At 64.3% G+C, this 20,322-nt stretch carries 21 protein-coding genes; 9 read left to right on the top strand and 12 right to left on the bottom strand.

Going from position 1 to position 20,322, the window contains the following annotated elements:
* Positions 1–39 precede the first annotated feature (39 nt).
* The 6 genes from P5W98_RS15795 to P5W98_RS15770 all read right to left on the bottom strand — a co-directional run bounded on the left by P5W98_RS15795 (position 40) and on the right by P5W98_RS15770 (position 5,410).
* Positions 40–828, bottom strand: a complete 789-nt coding sequence (locus P5W98_RS15795; protein ID WP_421025367.1) for a c-type cytochrome — start codon at positions 826–828, stop codon at positions 40–42.
* Positions 825–2,450 (bottom strand): b(o/a)3-type cytochrome-c oxidase subunit 1, encoded by a 1,626-nt coding sequence (locus tag P5W98_RS15790; RefSeq protein ID WP_421025368.1) that lies wholly within the window; start codon positions 2,448–2,450, stop codon positions 825–827. The genes P5W98_RS15795 and P5W98_RS15790 overlap by 4 nt, the downstream gene beginning before the upstream one ends.
* Complete coding sequence (locus tag P5W98_RS15785; protein WP_421025369.1) at positions 2,440–3,018, bottom strand: cytochrome C oxidase subunit II; 579 nt, start codon at positions 3,016–3,018, stop codon at positions 2,440–2,442. Before P5W98_RS15785 ends, P5W98_RS15790 begins: the two co-directional genes overlap by 11 nt.
* A gap of 77 nt (positions 3,019–3,095) precedes the next feature.
* A complete protein-coding gene (locus tag P5W98_RS15780) occupies positions 3,096–3,278 on the bottom strand; it encodes a hypothetical protein (RefSeq protein ID WP_245004715.1) in 183 nt (60 codons plus the stop codon).
* A gap of 43 nt (positions 3,279–3,321) precedes the next feature.
* Positions 3,322–4,686, bottom strand: a complete 1,365-nt coding sequence (locus P5W98_RS15775; protein WP_421026997.1) for a c-type cytochrome — start codon at positions 4,684–4,686, stop codon at positions 3,322–3,324.
* 52 nt (positions 4,687–4,738) lie between these two features.
* Complete coding sequence (locus P5W98_RS15770; protein ID WP_421026998.1) at positions 4,739–5,410, bottom strand: c-type cytochrome; 672 nt, start codon at positions 5,408–5,410, stop codon at positions 4,739–4,741.
* A 510-nt stretch (positions 5,411–5,920) separates the two neighbouring features.
* Here P5W98_RS15770 and P5W98_RS15765 point away from each other — a divergent pair.
* The 3 genes from P5W98_RS15765 (at position 5,921) to gudD (ending at position 9,759) form a co-directional block, all read left to right on the top strand.
* Positions 5,921–6,649 (top strand): FadR/GntR family transcriptional regulator, encoded by a 729-nt coding sequence (locus P5W98_RS15765; RefSeq protein ID WP_421025370.1) that lies wholly within the window; start codon positions 5,921–5,923, stop codon positions 6,647–6,649.
* A 279-nt stretch (positions 6,650–6,928) separates the two neighbouring features.
* A complete protein-coding gene (locus tag P5W98_RS15760) occupies positions 6,929–8,263 on the top strand; it encodes an MFS transporter (protein ID WP_421025371.1) in 1,335 nt (444 codons plus the stop codon).
* Positions 8,264–8,397: 134 nt separating this feature from the next.
* Complete coding sequence (gene gudD, locus P5W98_RS15755; protein WP_421025372.1) at positions 8,398–9,759, top strand: glucarate dehydratase; 1,362 nt, start codon at positions 8,398–8,400, stop codon at positions 9,757–9,759.
* A gap of 25 nt (positions 9,760–9,784) precedes the next feature.
* Here the strand turns inward: gudD and P5W98_RS15750 are convergent, their stop codons facing one another.
* Entirely contained in the window at positions 9,785–10,060 is a 276-nt protein-coding gene (locus P5W98_RS15750) for an H-NS histone family protein (RefSeq protein ID WP_421025373.1), read from the bottom strand.
* A 133-nt stretch (positions 10,061–10,193) separates the two neighbouring features.
* Between P5W98_RS15750 and P5W98_RS15745 the strand changes: the two genes are divergently transcribed.
* Complete coding sequence (locus P5W98_RS15745; protein WP_421026999.1) at positions 10,194–11,267, top strand: hypothetical protein; 1,074 nt, start codon at positions 10,194–10,196, stop codon at positions 11,265–11,267.
* A gap of 35 nt (positions 11,268–11,302) precedes the next feature.
* On the opposite strand, the gene P5W98_RS15740 is transcribed toward P5W98_RS15745, so the two are convergent.
* A complete protein-coding gene (locus P5W98_RS15740) occupies positions 11,303–11,998 on the bottom strand; it encodes a cytochrome b/b6 domain-containing protein (protein WP_421025374.1) in 696 nt (231 codons plus the stop codon).
* Positions 11,999–12,085: 87 nt separating this feature from the next.
* Between P5W98_RS15740 and P5W98_RS15735 the strand changes: the two genes are divergently transcribed.
* Positions 12,086–12,685 (top strand): TMEM175 family protein, encoded by a 600-nt coding sequence (locus tag P5W98_RS15735; protein WP_421025375.1) that lies wholly within the window; start codon positions 12,086–12,088, stop codon positions 12,683–12,685.
* 58 nt (positions 12,686–12,743) lie between these two features.
* On the opposite strand, the gene P5W98_RS15730 is transcribed toward P5W98_RS15735, so the two are convergent.
* The 4 genes from P5W98_RS15730 to tssJ all read right to left on the bottom strand — a co-directional run bounded on the left by P5W98_RS15730 (position 12,744) and on the right by tssJ (position 16,593).
* Complete coding sequence (locus tag P5W98_RS15730) at positions 12,744–13,376, bottom strand: DUF4142 domain-containing protein (RefSeq protein ID WP_421025376.1); 633 nt, start codon at positions 13,374–13,376, stop codon at positions 12,744–12,746.
* Between the two features lie 283 nt (positions 13,377–13,659).
* Positions 13,660–14,454, bottom strand: coding sequence for a type IVB secretion system protein IcmH/DotU (gene icmH, locus P5W98_RS15725; RefSeq protein WP_421025377.1), 795 nt, complete (start codon positions 14,452–14,454; stop codon positions 13,660–13,662).
* Entirely contained in the window at positions 14,451–15,797 is a 1,347-nt protein-coding gene (gene tssK / locus P5W98_RS15720) for a type VI secretion system baseplate subunit TssK (protein ID WP_421025378.1), read from the bottom strand. The genes icmH and tssK overlap by 4 nt, the downstream gene beginning before the upstream one ends.
* A 169-nt stretch (positions 15,798–15,966) precedes the next feature.
* Positions 15,967–16,593 (bottom strand): type VI secretion system lipoprotein TssJ, encoded by a 627-nt coding sequence (gene tssJ, locus P5W98_RS15715; protein WP_421027000.1) that lies wholly within the window; start codon positions 16,591–16,593, stop codon positions 15,967–15,969.
* Between the two features lie 362 nt (positions 16,594–16,955).
* On the opposite strand from tssJ, the gene P5W98_RS15710 reads away from it, so the two are divergent.
* The 4 genes from P5W98_RS15710 to P5W98_RS15695 all read left to right on the top strand — a co-directional run bounded on the left by P5W98_RS15710 (position 16,956) and on the right by P5W98_RS15695 (position 20,310).
* Positions 16,956–17,615, top strand: coding sequence for a hypothetical protein (locus P5W98_RS15710; RefSeq protein WP_421025379.1), 660 nt, complete (start codon positions 16,956–16,958; stop codon positions 17,613–17,615).
* 66 nt (positions 17,616–17,681) lie between these two features.
* Positions 17,682–18,212 (top strand): type VI secretion system contractile sheath small subunit, encoded by a 531-nt coding sequence (tssB, locus tag P5W98_RS15705; protein WP_421025380.1) that lies wholly within the window; start codon positions 17,682–17,684, stop codon positions 18,210–18,212.
* A 13-nt stretch (positions 18,213–18,225) separates the two neighbouring features.
* Complete coding sequence (gene tssC, locus P5W98_RS15700) at positions 18,226–19,725, top strand: type VI secretion system contractile sheath large subunit (protein WP_421025381.1); 1,500 nt, start codon at positions 18,226–18,228, stop codon at positions 19,723–19,725.
* An 81-nt stretch (positions 19,726–19,806) separates the two neighbouring features.
* Positions 19,807–20,310: an Hcp family type VI secretion system effector gene (locus P5W98_RS15695; protein WP_175196036.1), complete on the top strand. Its 504-nt coding sequence runs from the start codon at positions 19,807–19,809 to the stop codon at positions 20,308–20,310.
* Positions 20,311–20,322: the final 12 nt, after the last annotated feature.

Below are 20,322 nucleotides of genomic sequence, written 5' to 3'. Positions count from 1 at the left end.
CGTGCCGCGCTCCGCGTGTGTCCCGTCGCGGCGGATGCGCTACGGACGCACACCGCCCGCGTACCAGGCCGCCGCGGCGTCGATTTCCGCGGGGGTCATGTTGCGCGCGATATTGCGCATCTGCTCGGAAATGTCGTTGTGCCGCGTGCCGTCCGCGAAGGCCGTGAGCTGCACCTTGGTGTAGGCCGCCGGCATGCCGTCGAGCCAGGGGGTGCCCACCTTGTGGTCGACGCCGCCATGGCACGAGGCACACGCCGGGATATTGCGCATCGGCGCGCCGAGCGCGACGATTCCCGGCGGCGTGCCGCCCACGCGCGCCGCGGGCGGCAGCGAGGCGTAGTAGGCCGCGAGATCGCGCATGTCCTGGTCGGCGAGATTTTGCGCCATCGGCGTCATGACCGCGTTCTTGCGCGCGCCGCTCTGAAAGTCGAGCAGCTCCTTGTACACCACGCTCGCGAACTGGCCCGCGAGATTCGGCGAATTGGCCTGGCTCATGCCCTGCGGGCCGTGGCACATCGTGCAGCGCAGCGAGAGCGTGGCGCCGCGCCCGATCGACAGGGTGCTGGCGCTCTCGAGCATGTGCGGCGTGAGCTCGACCGTGCTGACCTTGTAGCCCGGCGTGATGGTGGCGCCCGCCTGAGACCATTGGCGCGGCACGCCGGCCGCGCTGCAGATGGCGTTCCAGATGCCCTGGAACTGCGCATCGCGTTGCGCGGAAGGCAGCCAGACGAAGCCGATCAACGCGGCGCCGACGAACGCGAGTATCGTCGCGCCCACGCTCGCGCGGAACCACACATTGCGTAAGGTGAACAGGCGTTCTTCGCTCATCGCGGCGCTCCAATCGGAATCGCGGGCACGGCCGTGTTGGGTGCCGCGAGCAGTTGGGCGATGGGGTAGCCGTAGTTGGTGATCGTGAGCGCGATCATCAGCACGACCCACAGCGCGAAACCGTTGAGCGCGCGCGGCAACACCGGCGATTCATGCACGGGTGCGCTGAAGCGGTATTCCTCGGGCGCCTGCGCCGGACTGCGATGGCCTTGCAGCAGCACCACGAAAAACAGGATCGCGGAGATCACGAGAATCAGCCCGCCCACCGCCGAGGCGGTCACGAGGCTTGCCTGGGCGGCCAGCGCGGGGTCGCTGTAATCGAAGTAGGCCATGCGGCGCGGCATGCCCATGATGCCGACCAGGTGCCACGGAAAGGTCGTCACGATCATGCCGATGAACCAAAGCCAGAGCTGCCAGCGCATGAGCCGCCAGTTCGTGAGTGCGCGGCCCGTGAGCTGCGGCCACAGATCGTAGGCAATCGCGAAGTACATGATGACGATCGCGCCGCCGAAGATCAGGTGGAAGTGGCCCGTGATCCATTGGGTGTTGTGGACCGGCTGGTCGAGCTGGTAGCTCATGTTGATGAGCCCGCCCGCGCCGCCGAAGCCGAGCATCACGAACGAGAACGCCACGGCGAGCATCTGCGGGTTCTGCCACGGCAGCTTGGCGATCCAGCCGAACACGCCCTTGCCGCCGCGCAGCCGCCCCGCGATCTCGACCGAGGCGCAGATCGTGAAGACCGTGAGCAGCGTGGGCACCGACACCAGCGCCGTGAACACCGACTGCACGAATTTGAAGCCCGAGCCCACCTGCGGATCGGTGAAGAGATGGTGCAGGCCGATCGGCATGGCCACCACGAGGAACAGGATGAACGAGATGCGCGCCATCGAATCGCTATAGAGCCGGCCGCCGATCGCGCGCGGAATGATCGTGTAGTAGCAGATGTACGCGGGCATCAGCCAGAAGTAGACGATGGCATGCAGCGTCCATGAGAAGAACACGCGTGCGAGGCCCGCGTCGATGGTGTTGCGCCAGCCGAGCGCGACAGGCAGGATCTGGAACAGCACTTCTATGGCCGCGCCCACGGCGGTCCAGCCCCACAGATACGCGCCCGCGGTGGTCGCGAACATCGCGAGCGGCACCGGCTTGCCGGGGTTCGCGCGCTTCCACGCGGTGAAGTTCACGCCCATCAGCGCGACCCATACCCACGAGCCCACCACCACGAACACGACGCCGATGTAATAGAACGCATTGGCGATCATCGGCGGATAGAAGGTGTAGAGCACCGAGGCGCGGCCGAGCGCGACCGGTGCGGAGGCGGTGACGGCGCCGAGCGCGAGCAGGATGAACCCGAGCCACGCCCAGCGCGCACCGATGAGCGGGCGCTTGAGCGAGAGCTCGGTCACCGCGTAGCCGAAGCCCATGGCGATGAGGGTGGGGAATGCGTAGCCCATCACGGTGCCGTGCTCGGTCACCGAACGATAGTAGAGCTCGGGATCGCGCAGCCACGGATGCAGCGGGCTGCGCACGAGCATCTGCCACGCGCCGAGCAGCAGCGCGACCCCGAACAGGATGAACGCGAGCCAGAAGTGGGCGAGCACGAGTCGCTTGTTATTTAACACAGCTCAGTCTCCGCGAATGGTTCTCCGGAAGGGCGGCCATCTGCATGAAGGCGTCGCGGTCGACGACCTTCACATGCGCCCACATGCCCTGATGACCTGTCCCGCAGTACTCGTGGCACGGCATCAGATGGTCGCCGGGCTTGTCGAAGGTCGTGCGGAAGGTGGAGACATAGCCCGGCTCGACCATCGAATTGAGGTTCGTGTCGGTCACGAGAAAGCCGTGCACGACGTCGGCGCTGGTGGCGCGGAAGGTGATGGGCGCGCCCGCCGGCACCACGATGCATTGCGGGGTGAACGAGTACTGCTGCGCGATCACGCGCACCGTGACCGAGCCGTCCGGCTCGAGCGCGCTGCCGAGATTGGTTTCGACGAATTCGCCGGAGACGTGCAGCGTTTCGGGGTCGATGGTCTCGACGCGCGAAGGCGGCATCATCGCCCAGTGCAGGCCGGTGTAGACGGTCATCGCCACCAGCACGAGAACGAGCGCCACCATGAGCGTGGCCCAGCGGCGCTCCACGCGCGCGGCCACTTCGGCGCTGGCATGGGGATCGGTTGGATGCGTGGACATGAGGGCGGTTGGCGCGAGATGGAGTGGAAGGGTTGCCGGCGGATGGTCCGGTTATTCGTGGTGGTTATGCGTCGCGGTTATTGAATGACACCGCGAGGCAGAAACACCAGGAAGTAGAACGCAAACCAGATCGCGGCCACGATGGCCGTGGCAATGCCGGCGAGCGCGAGCGCGCCGCATGGCCCGCGGCGCACGATCTCGTCGACTTGCTCGTGCTGCGCGGGCGCGCCCGGTTGTTGAGGGGCGGGTGTTTCGATCATCACGGCCTCAGCTTGAAGGTTCGCAACGGCGGCTCAAAAAAGCTCAGAACAGCGGCGCCGAGCGCAGCGCGTTCACTTCGCGCCCTGAAATCGGCGTGCCATGGTTGCCCCATGCCGTGCGGATATACGTGACCACGGCAGCCACTTCCTCGTCGGACAGCAACTGCGCGAACGGCGGCATGCCATAGGGCATCGGGTTCTTCTTCGTGCCCGGCGCATAGCCGCCGTTGAGCACCATGCGGATCGGGTTCACCGCCGAATTCATCTGGATCGACTGGTTGTTCGCGAGCGGCGGGAAATGCGGCAGCTTTCCCTGGCCTTCGGACGCGTGGCACGTGGCGCACTGCGCGTCGTAGATCTTCTTGCCTAGCGGCGAGAGACGGTTGGCTTCCTCGGTCACGAACTGGCTCTTGGGCGATTTGTCGACTTCGCCCGAATGGCCCGGCAGCGACTTCAGGTAGACGGCCACGGCGCGCACGTCGTCCTCGGTGAGGTACTGGAAGCTGTCGTAGACGACCTCGGCCATCGGCCCGTACACCGCGCCGCGATTCGAGACGCCCGCATGCAGCAGATCGACGATATCGCCGATGCTCCAGTCACCGAGGCCCGCTTCCTTGTTCGAGGTGAGCGAGGGCGCGTACCAGTTCTGCAGCGGAATCAGACCGCCCTGGAATTCCTTGGACGCGGTGTTGCCGCCGAGCGCGTTGATCTCCGTGTGGCACATCGTGCAATGCCCGAGACCTTCCACCAGATACGCGCCGCGATTCCATTCCACCGACTGCTTCGGATCGGGCTTGAACTCGCCCGAGCGGAAGAACAGCGCGCGCCAGCCGATCAGGAGTTGGCGCTGGTTATACGGAAAGCGCAGCGTATGCGCGCGATTGGGCTGATTGACCGCGGGCGTGGAAAGCAGGTACGCGTAGATCGCATCGGAGTCGGCGCGCGTGACCTTGGTGTACGACGCGAACGGCATCGCGGGATAGAGCAGCGTGCCATCGCGCGACTTGCCCTCGTGCAGCATGCGATAGAACTCGTCGGCGCTCCATGCGCCGATGCCGTATTGCTTGTCCGAGGAAATGTTCGGCGTATAGAGCGTACCGAACGGTGTTTCCATCGGGCGGCCGCCGCCGAACATCTTCTGCGAAGGCACCGTGTGGCACGCGACGCAGTCGCCCGCGCGCGCAAGATATTCGCCGCGCGCGAGCAATACGGAATTGCTTGCCACGGGCTTGGCATTGGCTATTGCCGTGGCGGCGGCAGCGCTTGCCGCATCCGCCGAATTGGCTACCGGCGCGCCGCTTTGCGCATGCGCGAACCCGGCGTACAGGAGCGTGGCGCTCAGCGCCAGCGTGCGGCTCGCGCGGGCGAGGTGCGCGGCCAGCGCGGGCTTTGGCGCGGGGACCGGCATCGTCGGGAAAATGGGCAAGAGGGATCGAAGTTTGCGCACGTCGAGGCCTCGGCTAGTTGTGGGCGCTGCCGCATGCGAGCGGCAAGGGCGCGGGCGCCGCGGGCGCTGGATTGGCGGGCGCGGACTGCGAGGCGAGCCAGGCGGCGATGGCCGTGATGTCGCGTTCGGCGAGACGCGAGGCGATGTCGTGCATGCAGTCCGGGGCGGCGGCTCGGCGCGTGCCGTAACGGAACGCGCCCAACTGCGCGCTGATGTAGTCGGCGTGCAGGCCCACGAGGCCGGGAATGGCGGGCTGCATGCCGGTGAGCGAGGCGCCGTGACAGGCCGCGCACGCGGGCACCTTGCGGTTGGGCGCGCCGTTCATGACGAGCGATTTGCCGAGCGCGAGCATGGCCGCATCGACCTTGGGCGCGGCGGGCGGCGGGTAAGGCGGGCGCTCGTGCGCGAAGAACTCGGCCATCTGCTTGAGATACGCATCGGGCAGATACGCGAGCAGATAGTTCATCGGCGGATAGCTGCGGCCGCCGTCGCGAAACGCGATGAGCTGGTTGTAGAGATAGCCGGCAGGCTTGCCGGCGAGGCGCGGAAAGTAGTCGTTGTCAGTGCCTTCGCCGTGCGCGCCGTGACATGCAGCGCAGCCCATCACGCGGGCTTGCATCGTGTCAGGCGCGGGTTCCGCGGGCGGGGCCGCGAACGACGCGGCGCACGGCAGCGCGAATGCCATGGCGCAGAGGACAACGCGGACGATGCGGTTTCTCAATGATTCCCTCGTTGCGGATTGTGGACGGCATGTACGGCACAAGCGCGATGCGATTCGATATCAGTTGAGGCGTCGACCGGCGTGGCGACTTGCGTTCCGGCGCGCATCCTCTTTGGGGACATTATCGTAAAAAAGCGCAATCTGTCGAGTGAACGTGTACAAATTATTTACAGAGGTTTATTCAAGCGATTTCTATATAAAAACGTTTGCTAACGCACCGATTCGTTGGCTGCATTGCGGCATGCGCTAATAAATATGGAATCCAAATTAATTTGCGCGAGTGCTTGCTTTTCGAAGAAGCGCTCGCGGGATTGATGGGTATGCCGATCGCCGAGCTGACACACCCGGTTGTCCGATGTCTTCGGAGCGCCGGCGAACCGCACGAATCCCCGCTGCTGAACGGGGCACGGCAGCAGGCGCTTGGTTGTCCGACGACGTATAATGAAACGAAATTCGCATTCGAAGGAGAGGACGATGGCCGAGTCGAGCGCCGCGCCCATACCCGCCCGCAGTCGCAATCTTGCGGAGCATGCCGTCAATTACATCAGCGAGCAGATCGCTTCGCGCACCTTGAAGCCCGGCGACAAGCTGCCGACCGAAAGCAGTCTCATGAGCACGCTGGGCGTGAGCCGCACCGTGGTGCGCGAGGCCATCTCGCGGCTGCAGGCTATGTCGGTGATCGAAACGCGCCATGGCATCGGCAGCTTCGTGCTGGAGCCGCGCCGCGAGCCGCTCGATCTCGAAGTCGTGCCCGCGAGCACGCTCAACGATCTGCTCTCGGTGCTGGAGTTGCGCATCAGCCTGGAAACGGAATGCGCGGGACTCGCGGCGCAGCGCGCGAGCGAGCGCGACCTCGCGAATATCCGCGCGGCACTCGATGCGATTTCGGTGGCCTCGCGCGCAGGCGGTGACAGCGCCGGCGCCGATCTGCAATTCCATGTCTCGGTGGCGCGCGCCACCGGCAATCGTTATTTCGTCGACATCCTCACGCAGATGGGCGCTGCGCTGATTCCACGCCATCGCATCGATTCGGCCGGCATCGCGCACAGCGATCCCAAGGCTTATGCCAAGCTCGTGAACCGCGAGCACGAGAGCATTTTCGACGCCATTGCAAGGCACGATTCCGAAAGCGCGCGCGCCGCGATGCGCATGCATCTGTCGAGCAGCAGGGAGCGGCTGCGGCGGGCTGCGGAGGGGGCTTGATACCGGCGTCCGCTGCTGATCTATATCGCAGTTAATTTGCCCGCCATTTCATCGGTTTACCTCGTGAGATGAGTCATCGTACAACGTGGGTAATTCAGCAACGCTCCGGGCTTGGCCCATGCGTCGTAATGTACAGGTTTCGGAGGAAAGGAGGGTAAACACCCCGTTGGGGTGATCGTACAACATCGCTAGAATGTCATCAGACAACGTACCACAATGCGCCTCATCGATGCCGATTCTCCGGCCGGGGCGCGAAGCGCGAAACTGGAGACAACTTCGATGTCCACTCTGCCCGACCACAACGAGGACCTGCTGGACTCCGCCAGCGCCAAGGTCAAGCGCCACGTCCTGCCGCTGTTCCTCATCATGTTCATCGCGAACTATATCGACCGCGTGAACGTGGGTTTCGCCGGCGCGCACATGAAGGCCGATATCGGTCTTTCGGCTGCGGCATACGGGCTGGGTGCGGGGCTGTTCTTTGTCGGCTACGCGCTCTTCGAAGTGCCGTCCAATATCCTCATGCAGAAGTACGGCGCGCGCGCCTGGCTCACGCGCATCATGGGCACGTGGGGCATTGTCGCGGCGTGCATGGCTTTCGTGCGCAACGACACCTCGTTCTACGCGCTGCGCTTTTTGCTCGGCATCGCGGAGGCGGGCTTCTTTCCGGGTGTCGTCTATTACTTCGCGCAGTGGCTGCCGCAGAAGGAACGCGGCAAGGCCGTGGCGATCTTTCTCGCGGGTTCGGCATTCGCCTCGGTGCTCTCCGGGCCGGTGACGGGCGCGCTGCTTTCGGTGCGCGGCCTCGGCCTCGCGGGCTGGCAGTGGATGTTCCTGATCGAAGGCGCGTTTTCCGTCCTGCTGTGCGGCGCGAGCTGGCTCATGCTGAAGTCGCGCATCCGCGACGCGCACTGGCTCTCCAGCGCCGAGCAGAGCGCGCTCGAAACCTGCATGGCGAAAGAGCAGGCTGAGCGCGTCGCCGTGACGGGCGCGCATGTGCCGGTCATGCGCCTGTTGCGCGACCCGCAGATCGTGCTGTTCTGCTTCCTCTATTTCGCGATCCAGTTGACGATCTACGCGGCCACCTTCTGGCTGCCCACCATCATTCGCAAAATGGGCGGCCTCACGGATTTCCAGGTGGGCCTGTACAACACCATTCCGTGGATGATCGCCATCGTCGCGATGTACTGCTTCGCGCTGCTCTCGGCGAAATACCGTTTTCAGCAGGCCTGGCTCGCCGTCGCGCTGGTGATTGCCGCGTGCGGCCTGTTCGCCTCGACCTCGGCGAATCCGGTGTTCTCGTTCGTCGCGATCTGTTTTTCGGCGATCGGCTTCAAGGCGGCATCGTCGCTGTTCTGGCCGATCCCGCAGGGCTACCTCGACACGCGCGTGGCGGCCGCCGTGATTGCGCTCATCAATTCGCTCGGCAATCTGGGCGGCTTCTTCGCGCCGGCCACGTTCGGCTATTTGCAGCAGCACACCGGCTCGATCGCGGGCGGGCTTTACGGTCTCGGCGTGACTTCGCTGATCGCCGCCGCGCTCGCGTTCCTCGCGCGCAACAAACCTTCGCGTCGCGCCTTTGGCGACGAGGCGCCGGTGCAGGGCGGCGCGCGGTGAGCCGGGCTTGCCGCGCGGGCCGATTCACGGATGCAGCGAAGCGCCCGGGCGCGCCCCCGGCGGTTTCCTGATGATCCGATTTGTCATGCTTGTCAGGCGCCATGTGGCGCCGCATTTCCAGAGGTAATGCTTCCATGTCTACACAGAACGTCCGGCCGAATATCGCGCCGAGCGCCACGCCCGTCGTGATCGAATTGCGCGTCGTGCCCGTCGCGGGCCGCGATAGCATGCTGATGAATCTCTCCGGCGCGCACGGCCCGTTCTTCACGCGCAACGTCGTACTGCTGCGCGACAGCGCGGGCAACACGGGGGTGGGCGAGGTGCCGGGCGGCGAGTCGATCCGCAAGACGCTCGACGATGCGCGCGCGCTCGTGGTCGGCCAGTCGATCGGCAATCTCCAGGCCGTGCTCAACGCCGTGCGCAAGCGGTTCGCCGACCGCGACGCAGGCGGCCGCGGCCTGCAGACCTTCGACCTGCGCACGACGATCCACGCCGTGACTGCGCTCGAAGCGGCGCTGCTCGACCTGCTCGGGCAGCATCTGAACGTTCCGCTGGCTGCGCTGCTGGGCGAAGGACAGCAGCGCAGCGAAGTGGAGATGCTCGGCTACCTGTTCTTCATCGGTGATCGCAACAAGACGGATCTGCCCTATGCTAGCGGCGCCGATGGCCGCAACGACTGGGAGCGCCTGCGCACCGAAGAGGCGATGACACCCGAGGCCATCGTGCGTCTTGCGCAGGCCGCGCAACAGCGCTACGGCTTCAACGACTTCAAGCTCAAGGGCGGGGTGCTGGCGGGCGATGCGGAAATGGAGGCGGTCACGGCGTTGGCCGAGCGTTTTCCGCAGGCGCGCGTGACGCTCGATCCGAACGGGGCGTGGTCGCTCGCAGAAGCGATTCGCCTGTGCCGCGACAAGCACGACGTGCTCGCCTATGCGGAAGACCCGTGCGGCGCGGAAAACGGCTATTCGGGCCGCGAGGTGATGGCCGAATTCCGCCGCGCGACGGGCCTGCCCACGGCCACCAACATGATCGCCACCGACTGGCGCCAGATGGGCCACGCGATTCAACTGCAATCGGTGGACATTCCGCTGGCGGACCCGCACTTCTGGACCATGCAGGGTTCGGTGCGCGTCGCGCAGTTGTGCAACGACTGGGGGCTCACGTGGGGCTCGCACTCGAACAATCACTTCGATATTTCGCTCGCGATGTTCACGCATGTGGCCGCCGCTGCGCCCGGCAAGATCACGGCGATCGACACGCACTGGATCTGGCAGGACGGTCAGCGCCTCACGCGCGAACCGCTCCGGATTGTGGGCGGCAAGGTGCAGGTGCCGCAGAAGCCCGGCCTCGGCATCGAGATCGACATGGACGCGCTTGAGCAGGCGCACGCGCTCTATCAGCAGCACGGACTCGGCGCCCGCGACGACGCCATTGCCATGCAATACCTCATCCCCAACTGGACCTTCGACAACAAGCGTCCGTGTCTCGTGCGCTGAGCGCCGCGTGCTTTAAGGTTCGGCTTTAATGCCCGGCCGGGTCGCTGAACAGATCGAAGTTGGCCTGGTCGGGAGCTTGCGCCGCGGCGTCGCCTTGCGCGACGTTGCGCTTGCGCCGCGTACCTTGTCGTGAACGCTTTTGCTGGCGCGGCTTGCCGAACAAATCCTCCGGCGTGAAGCCGAATTCGGCGATGGCGGCGCGCGCGGCCGCCAGCGCTTCTTGAGCCGCCTCCGCGCGCATCGCTTCGATGCGCGCGTCCAGTGCGCGTTTTTCGGCGAGCAATTCGAGGTAGGTAGCCATCTGCGGTGTTGTCGAATGGTGTGAAAGGAGCGCCAGATTTTACGCGAAATGCGGTGCGAGGCATGGAGCTTGCTGCACGCATCGCCTTTCGTGCTCACACCATCGGACTTCCCGCATGATTGCATTGCATTTGCTGATCCGGCGCCGGCTCGTCGCCGCTGCATTGTGTCCGCTTTTCATGACAACCGGTTGCGCGTGGTTCGGCCCGCATCTGCTGCGTACCGACCAGGTCGATTACGAACGCGCGCTCGGCGACGCGAAAAAGCGCGAGATGCTCGCAACCGTCGTGGGTCTGCGCTTCGGCGATTCGCCATCGTTCGTGGCGGTGAGCCAGATCATCGCCTCGTACACGTTCGAAGCGAGCGCGGGCGTGCTCGCCGAGGGCGGATCGAGTGCCGCCGGCACGAGTTTCGGCCAGGCCAGCGCGAGCGCCTCGTATTCGAATCATCCGACCTTCACGTTCGTGCCCACCACGGGCGAGGCGCTCGCTACCGGCTATATCCGCCCCCTGCCGCCCGAGTTGCTGCTGCCGCTCGCCGATAGCGGCGTGCCCGTCGACGTGCTGCTGCGCCTTTCGGTGCAATCGATCGGCGGGCTGCAGAATGCCGCGCCGCTCGGCGGCCCCGAAAGCGACGGGAGCCCCGGCTTCTTTGCGCTGTTGCGCGCGCTGCGCCGCCTGCAACTCGCGGGGCAGCTCACCGTGAACTACAAGCAGGGCGCGCACGACCGCTCGGCGCAGGTGACGATGACGCTCGGCAGCGACGCCGCGCCGCCCGGCACGGCCAGGGACCTCGCCGAAGTGCGCCGGCTGCTGCGGCTCTTGCCTGCCATGCGCGAATATGCGGTGATGTATGGCCCCGCGTCGGGCAACGGACGCACCATCAACATGGTGACGAGATCGGTGATGGGCATCCTGACCAACCTCGGCGCTCAGATCGCGGTGCCCGAAGACGACGTCAAGCGCGGTGCCACCGTTCCGACCGTGCATCTCGTCGGCGGAGAGACGCGGCCCACCGTCGTCGTGCATGTGGGCAAGAAGCCGCCGCCCGATGCCTACGCAGCGGTCGTCTATCACAACGCCACCTACTGGATCGACAACGACGACTTCGATTCGAAGTACGCGCTGACGGTGTTGCAGAACGTCATCGCGCTCGCGCAGGCCAATCAGGATCAGAAGGCGCCGATACTCACGGTGCCGGCGGGCTAGGGGCGCGTTGCCGATATCGACGTGCGGGCGGGCGCTCACAGATACGCGGCAAGCAGCGCCGTCACGAGCGCGGCAACCGCCATCAGCAGCGCCGCGAGCCAGAACGGGCCGCGCCGGGGCGCCTGCGCCGTTGCGGGCAGGCGCTTCGCGCCCGTCACCATCGGGCCGATCAGATTGTGGCGCTTGACGAGCGCATAGGCCGCGATCGCGCAAACGTGCAGTACGATCGCCGCGGCCAGCACGTCCCATCCCCAGGCGTGGATCGCAGCGATTGCGTTCGCAACGGCGGCGGGGACGACTTCGGAGAGCGGGCCTTCGTCGGCGATATCGTTGTAGTCGTAGAGGCCGGAGAGCGTCTCGGCGAACAGCAGCGCGAGCAGTAGCAGCACCATCCAGCCGCCTGCTGCGTTGTGGCCGACCTGCACGTCGGGCTCGCGGCGCGAGAAATGACGCAAATGTCGCCACGCGGCCATCGGCGTCGCGACAAAGCGGGCAAAGCGCGCGGTCTCGCTGCCGAAGCAGCCCCAAAGCAAACGGAACAGCACGAGCGCGAGCAGCATCTCGCCCGCACGCACGTGCAGCTGCATCCAGTTCATGCGCTGCGAGACATAAGCGACGGCCACGAGCAGGACGGTCAGCCAGTGAAAGAGCCGCACCGGCAGGTCCCAAACGCGAATACGGCGCGCGGGCGAAGCGCCGGGCTCAGGCGAGGCATGCGGTCCGGCATCCATGTCATTTCCTCTGCGTTGCGGCTCGCGCGCGAGGGCGCTTTCGGCCATACTTGCGCCAGCTTGACCCGACCTCGAACTGCAAAGCCGATGAACAAGAACCGACTCGAAGCGTTCAGCGATGGCGTGCTCGCCATCATCATCACCATCATGGTGCTGGAACTCAAGGTGCCGCATGGCGAGGACCTCGCGGCACTTGTGCCGCTGTGGCCGACCGTGCTCAGCTATATCCTGAGCTTCATGTATGTCGGCATCTATTGGAACAATCATCATCACATGCTGCACGCCTCGAGCAGCGTGAACGGTGCGGTGCTGTGGACGAATCTGCATCTGCTGTTCTGGCTTTCGCTGCTGCCGTTCACGACCGGGTGGATGGGCGAAAACCATTTCGGGCGCTGGCCGACCATGCTCTACGGCTTGAATTTGCTGCTCTGCGCGCTCGCCTACGTGATGCTCCAGGGCACGCTGGTGCGCCATCACGGTGCGCAAAGCGCGCTCGCGCAGGCATTGCGGCACGACCTGAAGGGCAAGGCCTCGGTGGCGGGATATGTGCTGGGGATGATACTGGCGGCGCTGGGGTGGCCGCATGTCGGCACGCTGTTCTTCGCAGCGATGGCATTGCTGTGGTTCGTGCCGGACCGCCGCATGGAGCGGCTCGTGATGGCCGCGCACGAAGCGCCGAAAGAATAAAAGAACGGGTCCGGTTCAGAAGACCGGGCCCGTTCTTTCCGCGCTGCAGGCCGATGAATTAGCTGGCCATATGCTTGCGTTGCGCGAGTTCCTTCGCCTTGGCGATGTCCGCCTGAATCACGGGCAGGCCTTCGGTCGCCACCTTCTTCAGACCCGCATCGCGGCCCTGGGCAATTTCCGCCTGGAAGGCCGACAGCGCTTTTTGCTGGCCGCCCAGCGCCACTTGCTCGATATATGCCTTGTCGAAATCGGCGCCGCGCAGATTCTTGATGCTGTCGAGCACCGCAGTATCAGGGTCGTTGCGCGGTACATCCACGCCGCGCGGGCTCGCGGCGCGCATTGCGTTAGAGAGCTTGGTGTAGTCGGCGACGATCTGATCGGCAAAGGCCTTCACTTCGCGGTCGCTCGAACGCGAATTGGCAATTCGCGCGGCGTCGCGTTGCGTGGCGACGGTTTGCGTGCCGTCCGCGATGAACGCCTTGTCGGAGCCATGGAGCTTTTCTCCGGCCGCCGCCGCATTGGTTGTAGCGGTCATAGCGGTCGTGCCGGTAGAGCTGGCCGCGGCGGCGGTGGCCGTATTGGTTGCGGCAGTGCCGGCGGGCGCCGTGGTCTGGGCCTGAGCGCCCAGCGAAAGGACAAGCAGGCCGGCAGCGGATGCAGTGGCGAGCGAAGCAAGCGAGAGGCGAGACATACGAACTCCTTTCGTGAATTATCGGTTTCGCAAACGAGGCCCAGTGCAATGCGAGGTGCATGTACTGCGCGAGGCAACGTTCGCGACCGCTGTGCGAGTGTGTTGCGCAACGGTCAGATGAATTCTAGAAAGGCTCGATGCGTACAGGTGAAACCAGGTGAAACGATGGCGTCGCTTCTGTAACGGTTGGTAAAGGCGCTGGGATTCGCGTGCAGGTAGCACGCGAATCATCGTGATGTCACAGGCATCGTGCAGGAGCCGCTTTCACATCATCGAAGCATGATCAAGGCAGCGAAATCGTGAGATTGGCCGATTGCGGCCCGAGCTTGACGATGTTCGTATAAGGCGTGAGTGCGCGCACCGTGCTATCACGCAGCCAGGTGTTGAGGCCCGTCCACGCGAGTATGCCGACGAGCGCGAACACGGCGCCGATGGCCCAGAGCGGCACCTCGCGCTTGAGGCGGTGCGCGATGAGATCGGGCAGCGCCCAATGCGGCGCGAACGCGGCGCGCTTGCCCTTCATGTGAGCGATCTCGTCGCCGATGCGCGCGGTGAGGTACGCGAGCTTCTCGGGCCCTTCGAGCATGTACTTGCCCTGGAAGCCCAGCAGCAGACACATGTGAAAGACCTCGAGCGATTGCAGCCGTGCCGCGCCCTGGGCGCGGCATTCCTCGAGGTACTGGAAGAACTTCTCGCCCGCGAGCTGCTCGCCGAATAGCGAAAGCTGCAGCGGCTTGCGCTCCCAGTCCGAGCGGATCTTGAACGGCGAGGAGAGCACCGACTCGTCCACGGCTGCGCAGAATGCGAACTTCGCTGCATACACATCTTCGGCTGCGATATTGAGCTTTTTCGCTCCGCGCTCGAAGTCGCCGAGAAACTGCTGCACGCGCGAGCCGAAGTCGCTCGCGCTGCCGGGCTCGCGGCCGTTCTTCAGCAGGAACAGCATGAAGAAGCCGTCGTACAGCAGGTCGAGCAGCGAGCGCGCCTGGTACGCAGGCTCGCTCGCGGGCATCGCAGGGGCAGGCGAGGCGGAAGACGGCGGGGTCGCGCCGCCGAACAGGGAAGGCGCGTTCGTCATGACGTCACCGCAATGAGTTCGAGTTTGAGATCGTTGATGCCCGACGGCGTGTAGACCGTGGCCGACTGTGCCTGGATCATGCGCTCATAGAGCGCGCCGCGCGACTCCAGCGCGAAGTAGCATGCGCCCGGGCGCACCGGAATGGCCGGCGGCACCTGCGGCGTATAGACGAGGCGCACGCCGGGCATGGCGGAGAGCACGAACTTGTCGACGTCGTCGGGCGCGCCCACCTTGAAGCGCGCGGGCACGGCTTCGACGAGATCGACCGCGGGCATGTCGGCGGAAACGGCCAGATAGAACGTGGTTTTATCGTCGATCTTGCCCGAATCGAGACGGCCGACGTGGAACGACGCGCGCACTTCGTCGAGCGTGATCGCAAAGTACTGCGTAGAGATTACCGTCTCCAGCAGGTCGCGCAAAATGGCGTCGAGACGTGCGAAGCCCGGGCCCGGATCGTCGTGACGATAGGCGGGCAGGTCGGCGAGCGTGTGGTTTTTCGAGAACGTGAGCAACTGGCCCGCGAGGCGCAGCAGTTCCTGGAAGAGCCGCTCAGGATGGAGGGCCGCGTGCTGGTACAGATGCGCGAGCGTCGCGAATGCGCCGCTTGCCGTATGCAACAGCCAGAACGATGCGATGTCGCCCGAGCGGAACTCGATGATGTTCTTGGTGGGCTCGCGATGAAAGCCGTAGAGCGCATTGACCTTGGCCTGCAAGGCGTCGATCAGGCGGCGCAGGCGCTGATGCAGAAGCGCCGACGCTTCGATCGCGAGGCTCGGCGGCACGAAGCTCTCGTCGGCCTCGAAACCCGAGGACGCCGTGCGCCGCACGCGCACGACCGGCACCGTCAGCAACTGGTCGCGCGGCTCGGTGTGCGCGACGAGCCTGACGTTGTTCTTGAGGAACGTGACGTCGGCCTGCGCGGCATCCGTATAGTGATCGGCCACGCTCGCCTGCTCGCTCACGTAGCGCGCCGCGAAGCCGGCGTCGCGGTCGACCGAGTAATTCGAGCCGTTCTCGCGCACCTGATGCAGCGCGAGATAGAACGTGAATTCGTTGAGCCCTTCGGGCAACGCGTCGAGCGCGACGGGCGGCGGCGGGCTGTCGGCCTGCGGCGCGGAGTACAGCGTGCCGTCGGGAAACACAAGCGAGAGTTCGTTCAGGCGCAGGATGTTGCTGCCGAGCGAATCGTGGTCGATGCGGACCGAGCGCACGCCCCAGTTATATGGCTGCATGGCCTGGATCGACTCGAAGAGCCGCGCTTCGTGATAGGCGTCTTGCCGCTGGAAGTGCTGCGGCCTCAGAAAGAGGCCTTCCCCCCATAGCACTTTCGAGGAATAGCTCATGTTGATTCAGCGTTATGCGTCGATCGAGTCTCGCCGCGTGCGTGCCGACGGACTGGATGGGTTAAGGTGGTTCGTTTCCATCGCGTTCCCTATAGCGTTCCAAATGCCCGCTATTAGAGCCGCTTGTTCTTTGCTTCCGGCACGCTTTAATGCGACCGCGGGCGCCGATTTATCCACAAGTCACCGAAGAGAGCAGATTGAGCGTTTGCGTCGATTGCCCCGCGCCCGTCGGAATTACCGTGCCGCTCGTAACCGTCATGGCACAGTTGTGCAGGCCGACCATTATGCCGGATTTCTCCGATTTCGCCGGATCAAATGCGAACTTCCAACGTTCCATTGCGGGATCGCGAAATAGCGCGACGATCCCGAATGCCTGCGCTTCACGCGAGACCTTTTCGGTCGCGCTATAGCGCTGCCCCGGGATCAGCGTGATTTCACGCACGTTCAGCAAGTCGGCGCCCAAAGTGCTTTTTTCCTTCGCGGGATCGGTAAATGTGTCAAAAGGTGCCTGCTCGAACGAGGTCGGGTCCTTCAGCGTGTAGAGGCGCACTACTAATGCAAGCGGCTTGTTGTCGTTCGCCGCATTTAGATTGCGCGCGGCATAAAGCGTGAGGCCCAGATCGCGCGGCGGCTTCTGGCTGTCCGGCACCTCAGGCTTGCCCACTCCGGCGAGTTGCAGGGCGGCCGAGGCCGCGCCGCCAATGGCGGGAATGGCCGCTGCACAACCGCCCAGCAAGACGGCAGCGGCGCACAGCGCCGCTGCATTCGATGCGAATTGAATAATATGCGAAGTCATTTTTATCGCGGGCGCTCGGCCCGTGCTCTCCTGCTGCGTTAATATGCCCGGCGCCGGTAATGCCTGGCGCATTGCGCGGCATTAACCCCGTGATGCCTCGATTATTTAATGTGCAGAAAAATTTTCCTGCGCATACCCCAGTGTCCAATGATGTGCCCGGTATTTTTTTCTCGCTTTGCACGCCGCTTATAGTCGGCGTCACAATTTCAGTGCGATTGTCAATTCCCTCGTTTTTAAAACACCGTTAAACTGCCTTGAAAATAACAAAATTGGCCTGTACTATACGGCGCGCTGGGGGATAAGTAAAACTCTGGCTTCTCTCCCTGAATTAAAATTAATCGACGAACGGCGGTGAAAGAACGATGAAAAAGCGGGTCTTTTCGAGGCTAACGGGGGTAGTGATCGCTTGCGGTGTAATCGCTGGTTGCGCTTCCCAGAGCAACTCTCTTTCGGCATCGCCCGAGGCCTTCAACAAGGCGCTTGCGGACGCGGACACGCTTTCGAAGGGGGGGAGCCAGGACCAGGCTATCGCAGCCTATCAAAAGCTCGCTGCGGCCGACCCCACGCGTGAAGAGCCGTGGTCGCGCATCGCGCAGATCCAGTTCCAGCAGCAGCATTACGGGCAGGCCATCGTCGCTGCGCAGGAAGCCCTGCAGCGCGACCAGACCGACCGCGCCGCGAAGAGCGTGCTCGCCGTGGCGGGTCTGCGCGTGGCCACGCAATCGCTGGGCGAGCTGCGCCAGGACGCCTCGCTGCAAGGCGATGCGAAGACCGACGCCCAGGCGCTCGCCAAGGAGCTGCGCGACACGCTTGGCGAGGACGCACTGTTCCCGCCCGACCAGAACGCGAAAGTCGTGAAGAAAAAGAGGTACGTCCGCCACGTTTCGAAAACCGCGCCCAAAACCGGTGTCGTGGCCGAGGTTGCAGCACCGGCGGCGACCGCGCCTGCGACGCCTGCCGCGGCAGCGGCGCCCGCCAAGGCGGCCGGCAACGGCGCGGACCCGTTCAGCGCGCTGCGCTAAACCGCCCATAACACCACTCGCTAACGCGAGCACAACGAAGCTCGTAACGGAAGCAGGGAGCCGTCGATGGCAAAGAAAGAAAGCATTCAGAAGCGCTTGGGGAAAGTGCGGCCGCCGCGCGTCCAGCTGACCTACGAGGTTGAGCGTGGCGACGCGATCGAAGTGAAGGAACTGCCGTTCGTCGTCGGGGTGATGGGCGATCTGGCCGGTCAATCGGAAATCGAGCAGCCGAAGCTGCGCGACCGCAAGTTCATCAATATCGACCGCGATAACTTCGACGACGTGATGAAGGGCATCGAGCCGCGCGCCGCGTATCAGGTGGAAAACCGCCTGAGCGGCGAGGGCGGCAATTTCGCCGTCGACCTGCGCTTCAAATCGATGGCGGACTTCAATCCGGACGAGGTCGTCGCCCAGGTCGAGCCGCTGCGCCGCCTGCTCGAGGCGCGCTCGAAGCTCGCGGACCTGCGCAACAAGCTCGCCGGCAACGACAAGCTCGAAGACCTGCTGAGCGAAGTGCTCTCCAATACGCAGCAATTGCAGGCGCTGGCGGAGAACGCGGGCCAGCGTTCTGCAGAAGACGAGCCCAAGGGCGAATGAGGCAGGGGACAACATGAACCAGCAAAGCACAGCGGCACAGCAGTCGCAAGCGCAGTCGGCCGACGACGAAGCCTCGCCGTCGCTGCTCGACGAGATCGTCGAGAAAAGCAAGGTCGCGAAGTCCGACTCGGAGCACGCGCGCGCAAAGGATCTGATCGGCGAGCTCGTGCACCAGGTGCTCGACGGCACCGTGGTCGTGTCCGACAATCTTTCGGCCACCATCGACGCCCGCGTGGCCGAGCTCGACCGCCTCATCTCGGCGCAGTTGAGCGCCGTGATGCACGCGCCGGAATTCCAGCGCCTCGAAAGCACCTGGCGCGGCCTCGACTATCTGTGCAAGGAAAGCAACACCGGCCAGACCATCAAGATCAAGGCGCTGCACGCGCCCAAGCGCGATATCGTGCGTGACTTCAAGACCGCCGTGGAATTCGACCAGAGCGCGCTCTTCAAGAAGGTTTATGAAGAAGAGTTCGGCACCTTCGGCGGCGCGCCGTTCGGCACGCTGATCGGCGATTTCGAAATTACCCGCCAGCCCGAGGACATGTATTTCATCGAGCAGATGTCGCATGTCGCGTCGGCCGCGCACGCACCGTTCATCTGCTCGGCTTCGCCCGAGCTGATGGGCCTCGAATCGTTTGCCGACCTTGGCAAGCCGCGCGATCTCGGCAAGGTGTTCGACACCGTCGAGTACGCGAAGTGGAAGTCGTTCCGTGACGCCGAGGATTCGCGCTACGTGGGCCTCACACTGCCGCGCTTTCTGGGCCGCCTGCCGTTCAACCCGAAGGACGGCGCCACGGCCGAGGGCTTCAACTTCGTCGAAGAAGTCGATGGCACCGACCACAGCAAGTACCTCTGGTGCAATGCAGCCTGGGCCTTCGCGGCGCGCCTCACGGACGCGTTCGACGAATTCGGCTGGTGCGCGGCGATCCGCGGCGTGGAAGGCGGCGGTCTCGTGCAGGACCTGCCCACCCATACGTTCAAGACCGACGACGGCGAAATCGCGCTCAAGTGCCCGACCGAAATCGCGATCACGGACCGCCGCGAGAAGGAGCTGAGCGACCTCGGCTTCATCCCGCTCGTGCATTGCAAGAATTCCGACTACGCCGCGTTCTTTGCCGCGCAATCGGTGCAGAAGGCAAAAAAATACAGCACCGATAGTGCGAACGCGAATGCCGTGCTGTCCGCCCAGCTTCAGTACATCTTCTCGGTGTCGCGCGTGGCGCACTACCTGAAGGCGATGATGCGCGACAAGATCGGCAGCTTCGCCTCGGCACAAAATGTCGAGGTGTTCCTGAACCGCTGGATTTCGCAATACGTGCTGCTCGACGACAACGCGACGCAGGAGCAGAAGGCACAGTTCCCGTTGCGCGAAGCGTCGATCCAGGTCGCGGAAATTCCGGGGCGTCCGGGCTCGTACCGGTCGGTCGCGTTCCTGCGTCCGCATTTCCAGCTCGACGAGCTGTCGATTTCGCTGCGGCTCGTGGCAGATCTGCCGAAGCCGGCTAATTCGTAGCAGCGCGTAGAAGCACGTAAAACTGCGTAGAGCCGCGCGTAAAACTGCGGTACAAACCACCTCTATGGGGAGCGATGCGTTATGAAGGATATCTATCTAAAATTCGGAAATCCGGCGATCAAGGGCGAGTCGCAGGACAAGGACCATGCGAACTGGATCGAAATCGACACGTGGAATCACTCGATCCTGCAGCCGCGCTCGGCGACGGCTTCGACCGCAGGCGGCCACACGTCGGAGCGCTGCGAGCATGCCGACATGTGCTTCACGAAGGACATCGACGTGGTCAGCCCGCTGCTGTATCAGCACGCTTCGGGCGGCACGACGTTTGACGAAGTCACGATCGACTTCATGCGCTCGGACGGCGAAGGCAACCGCATCAAGTACCTCGAAATCAAGCTCAAGTACGTGATCATTTCGAGCATCACGCCGTCGGTTGCCGGCGAAGGGCTGCCGAGCGAAGCGTTCTCGCTCAAGTATGCCGCCGTGCAATGGAAGTACACGCAGCAGAAGATCGGCGGCAACCAGGGCGGGAATGCTCAGGGTGCGTGGAGCCTCACGAAGAACGACAAGACCTACGCGGTCTGATGTCCCGGACCA

The sequence above is a fragment of the Paraburkholderia sp. A1BS-2L genome (genome assembly GCF_051125205.1).
Lineage (GTDB): Bacteria > Pseudomonadota > Gammaproteobacteria > Burkholderiales > Burkholderiaceae > Paraburkholderia.
This window is presented reverse-complemented; position numbering and strand designations above follow the sequence as displayed.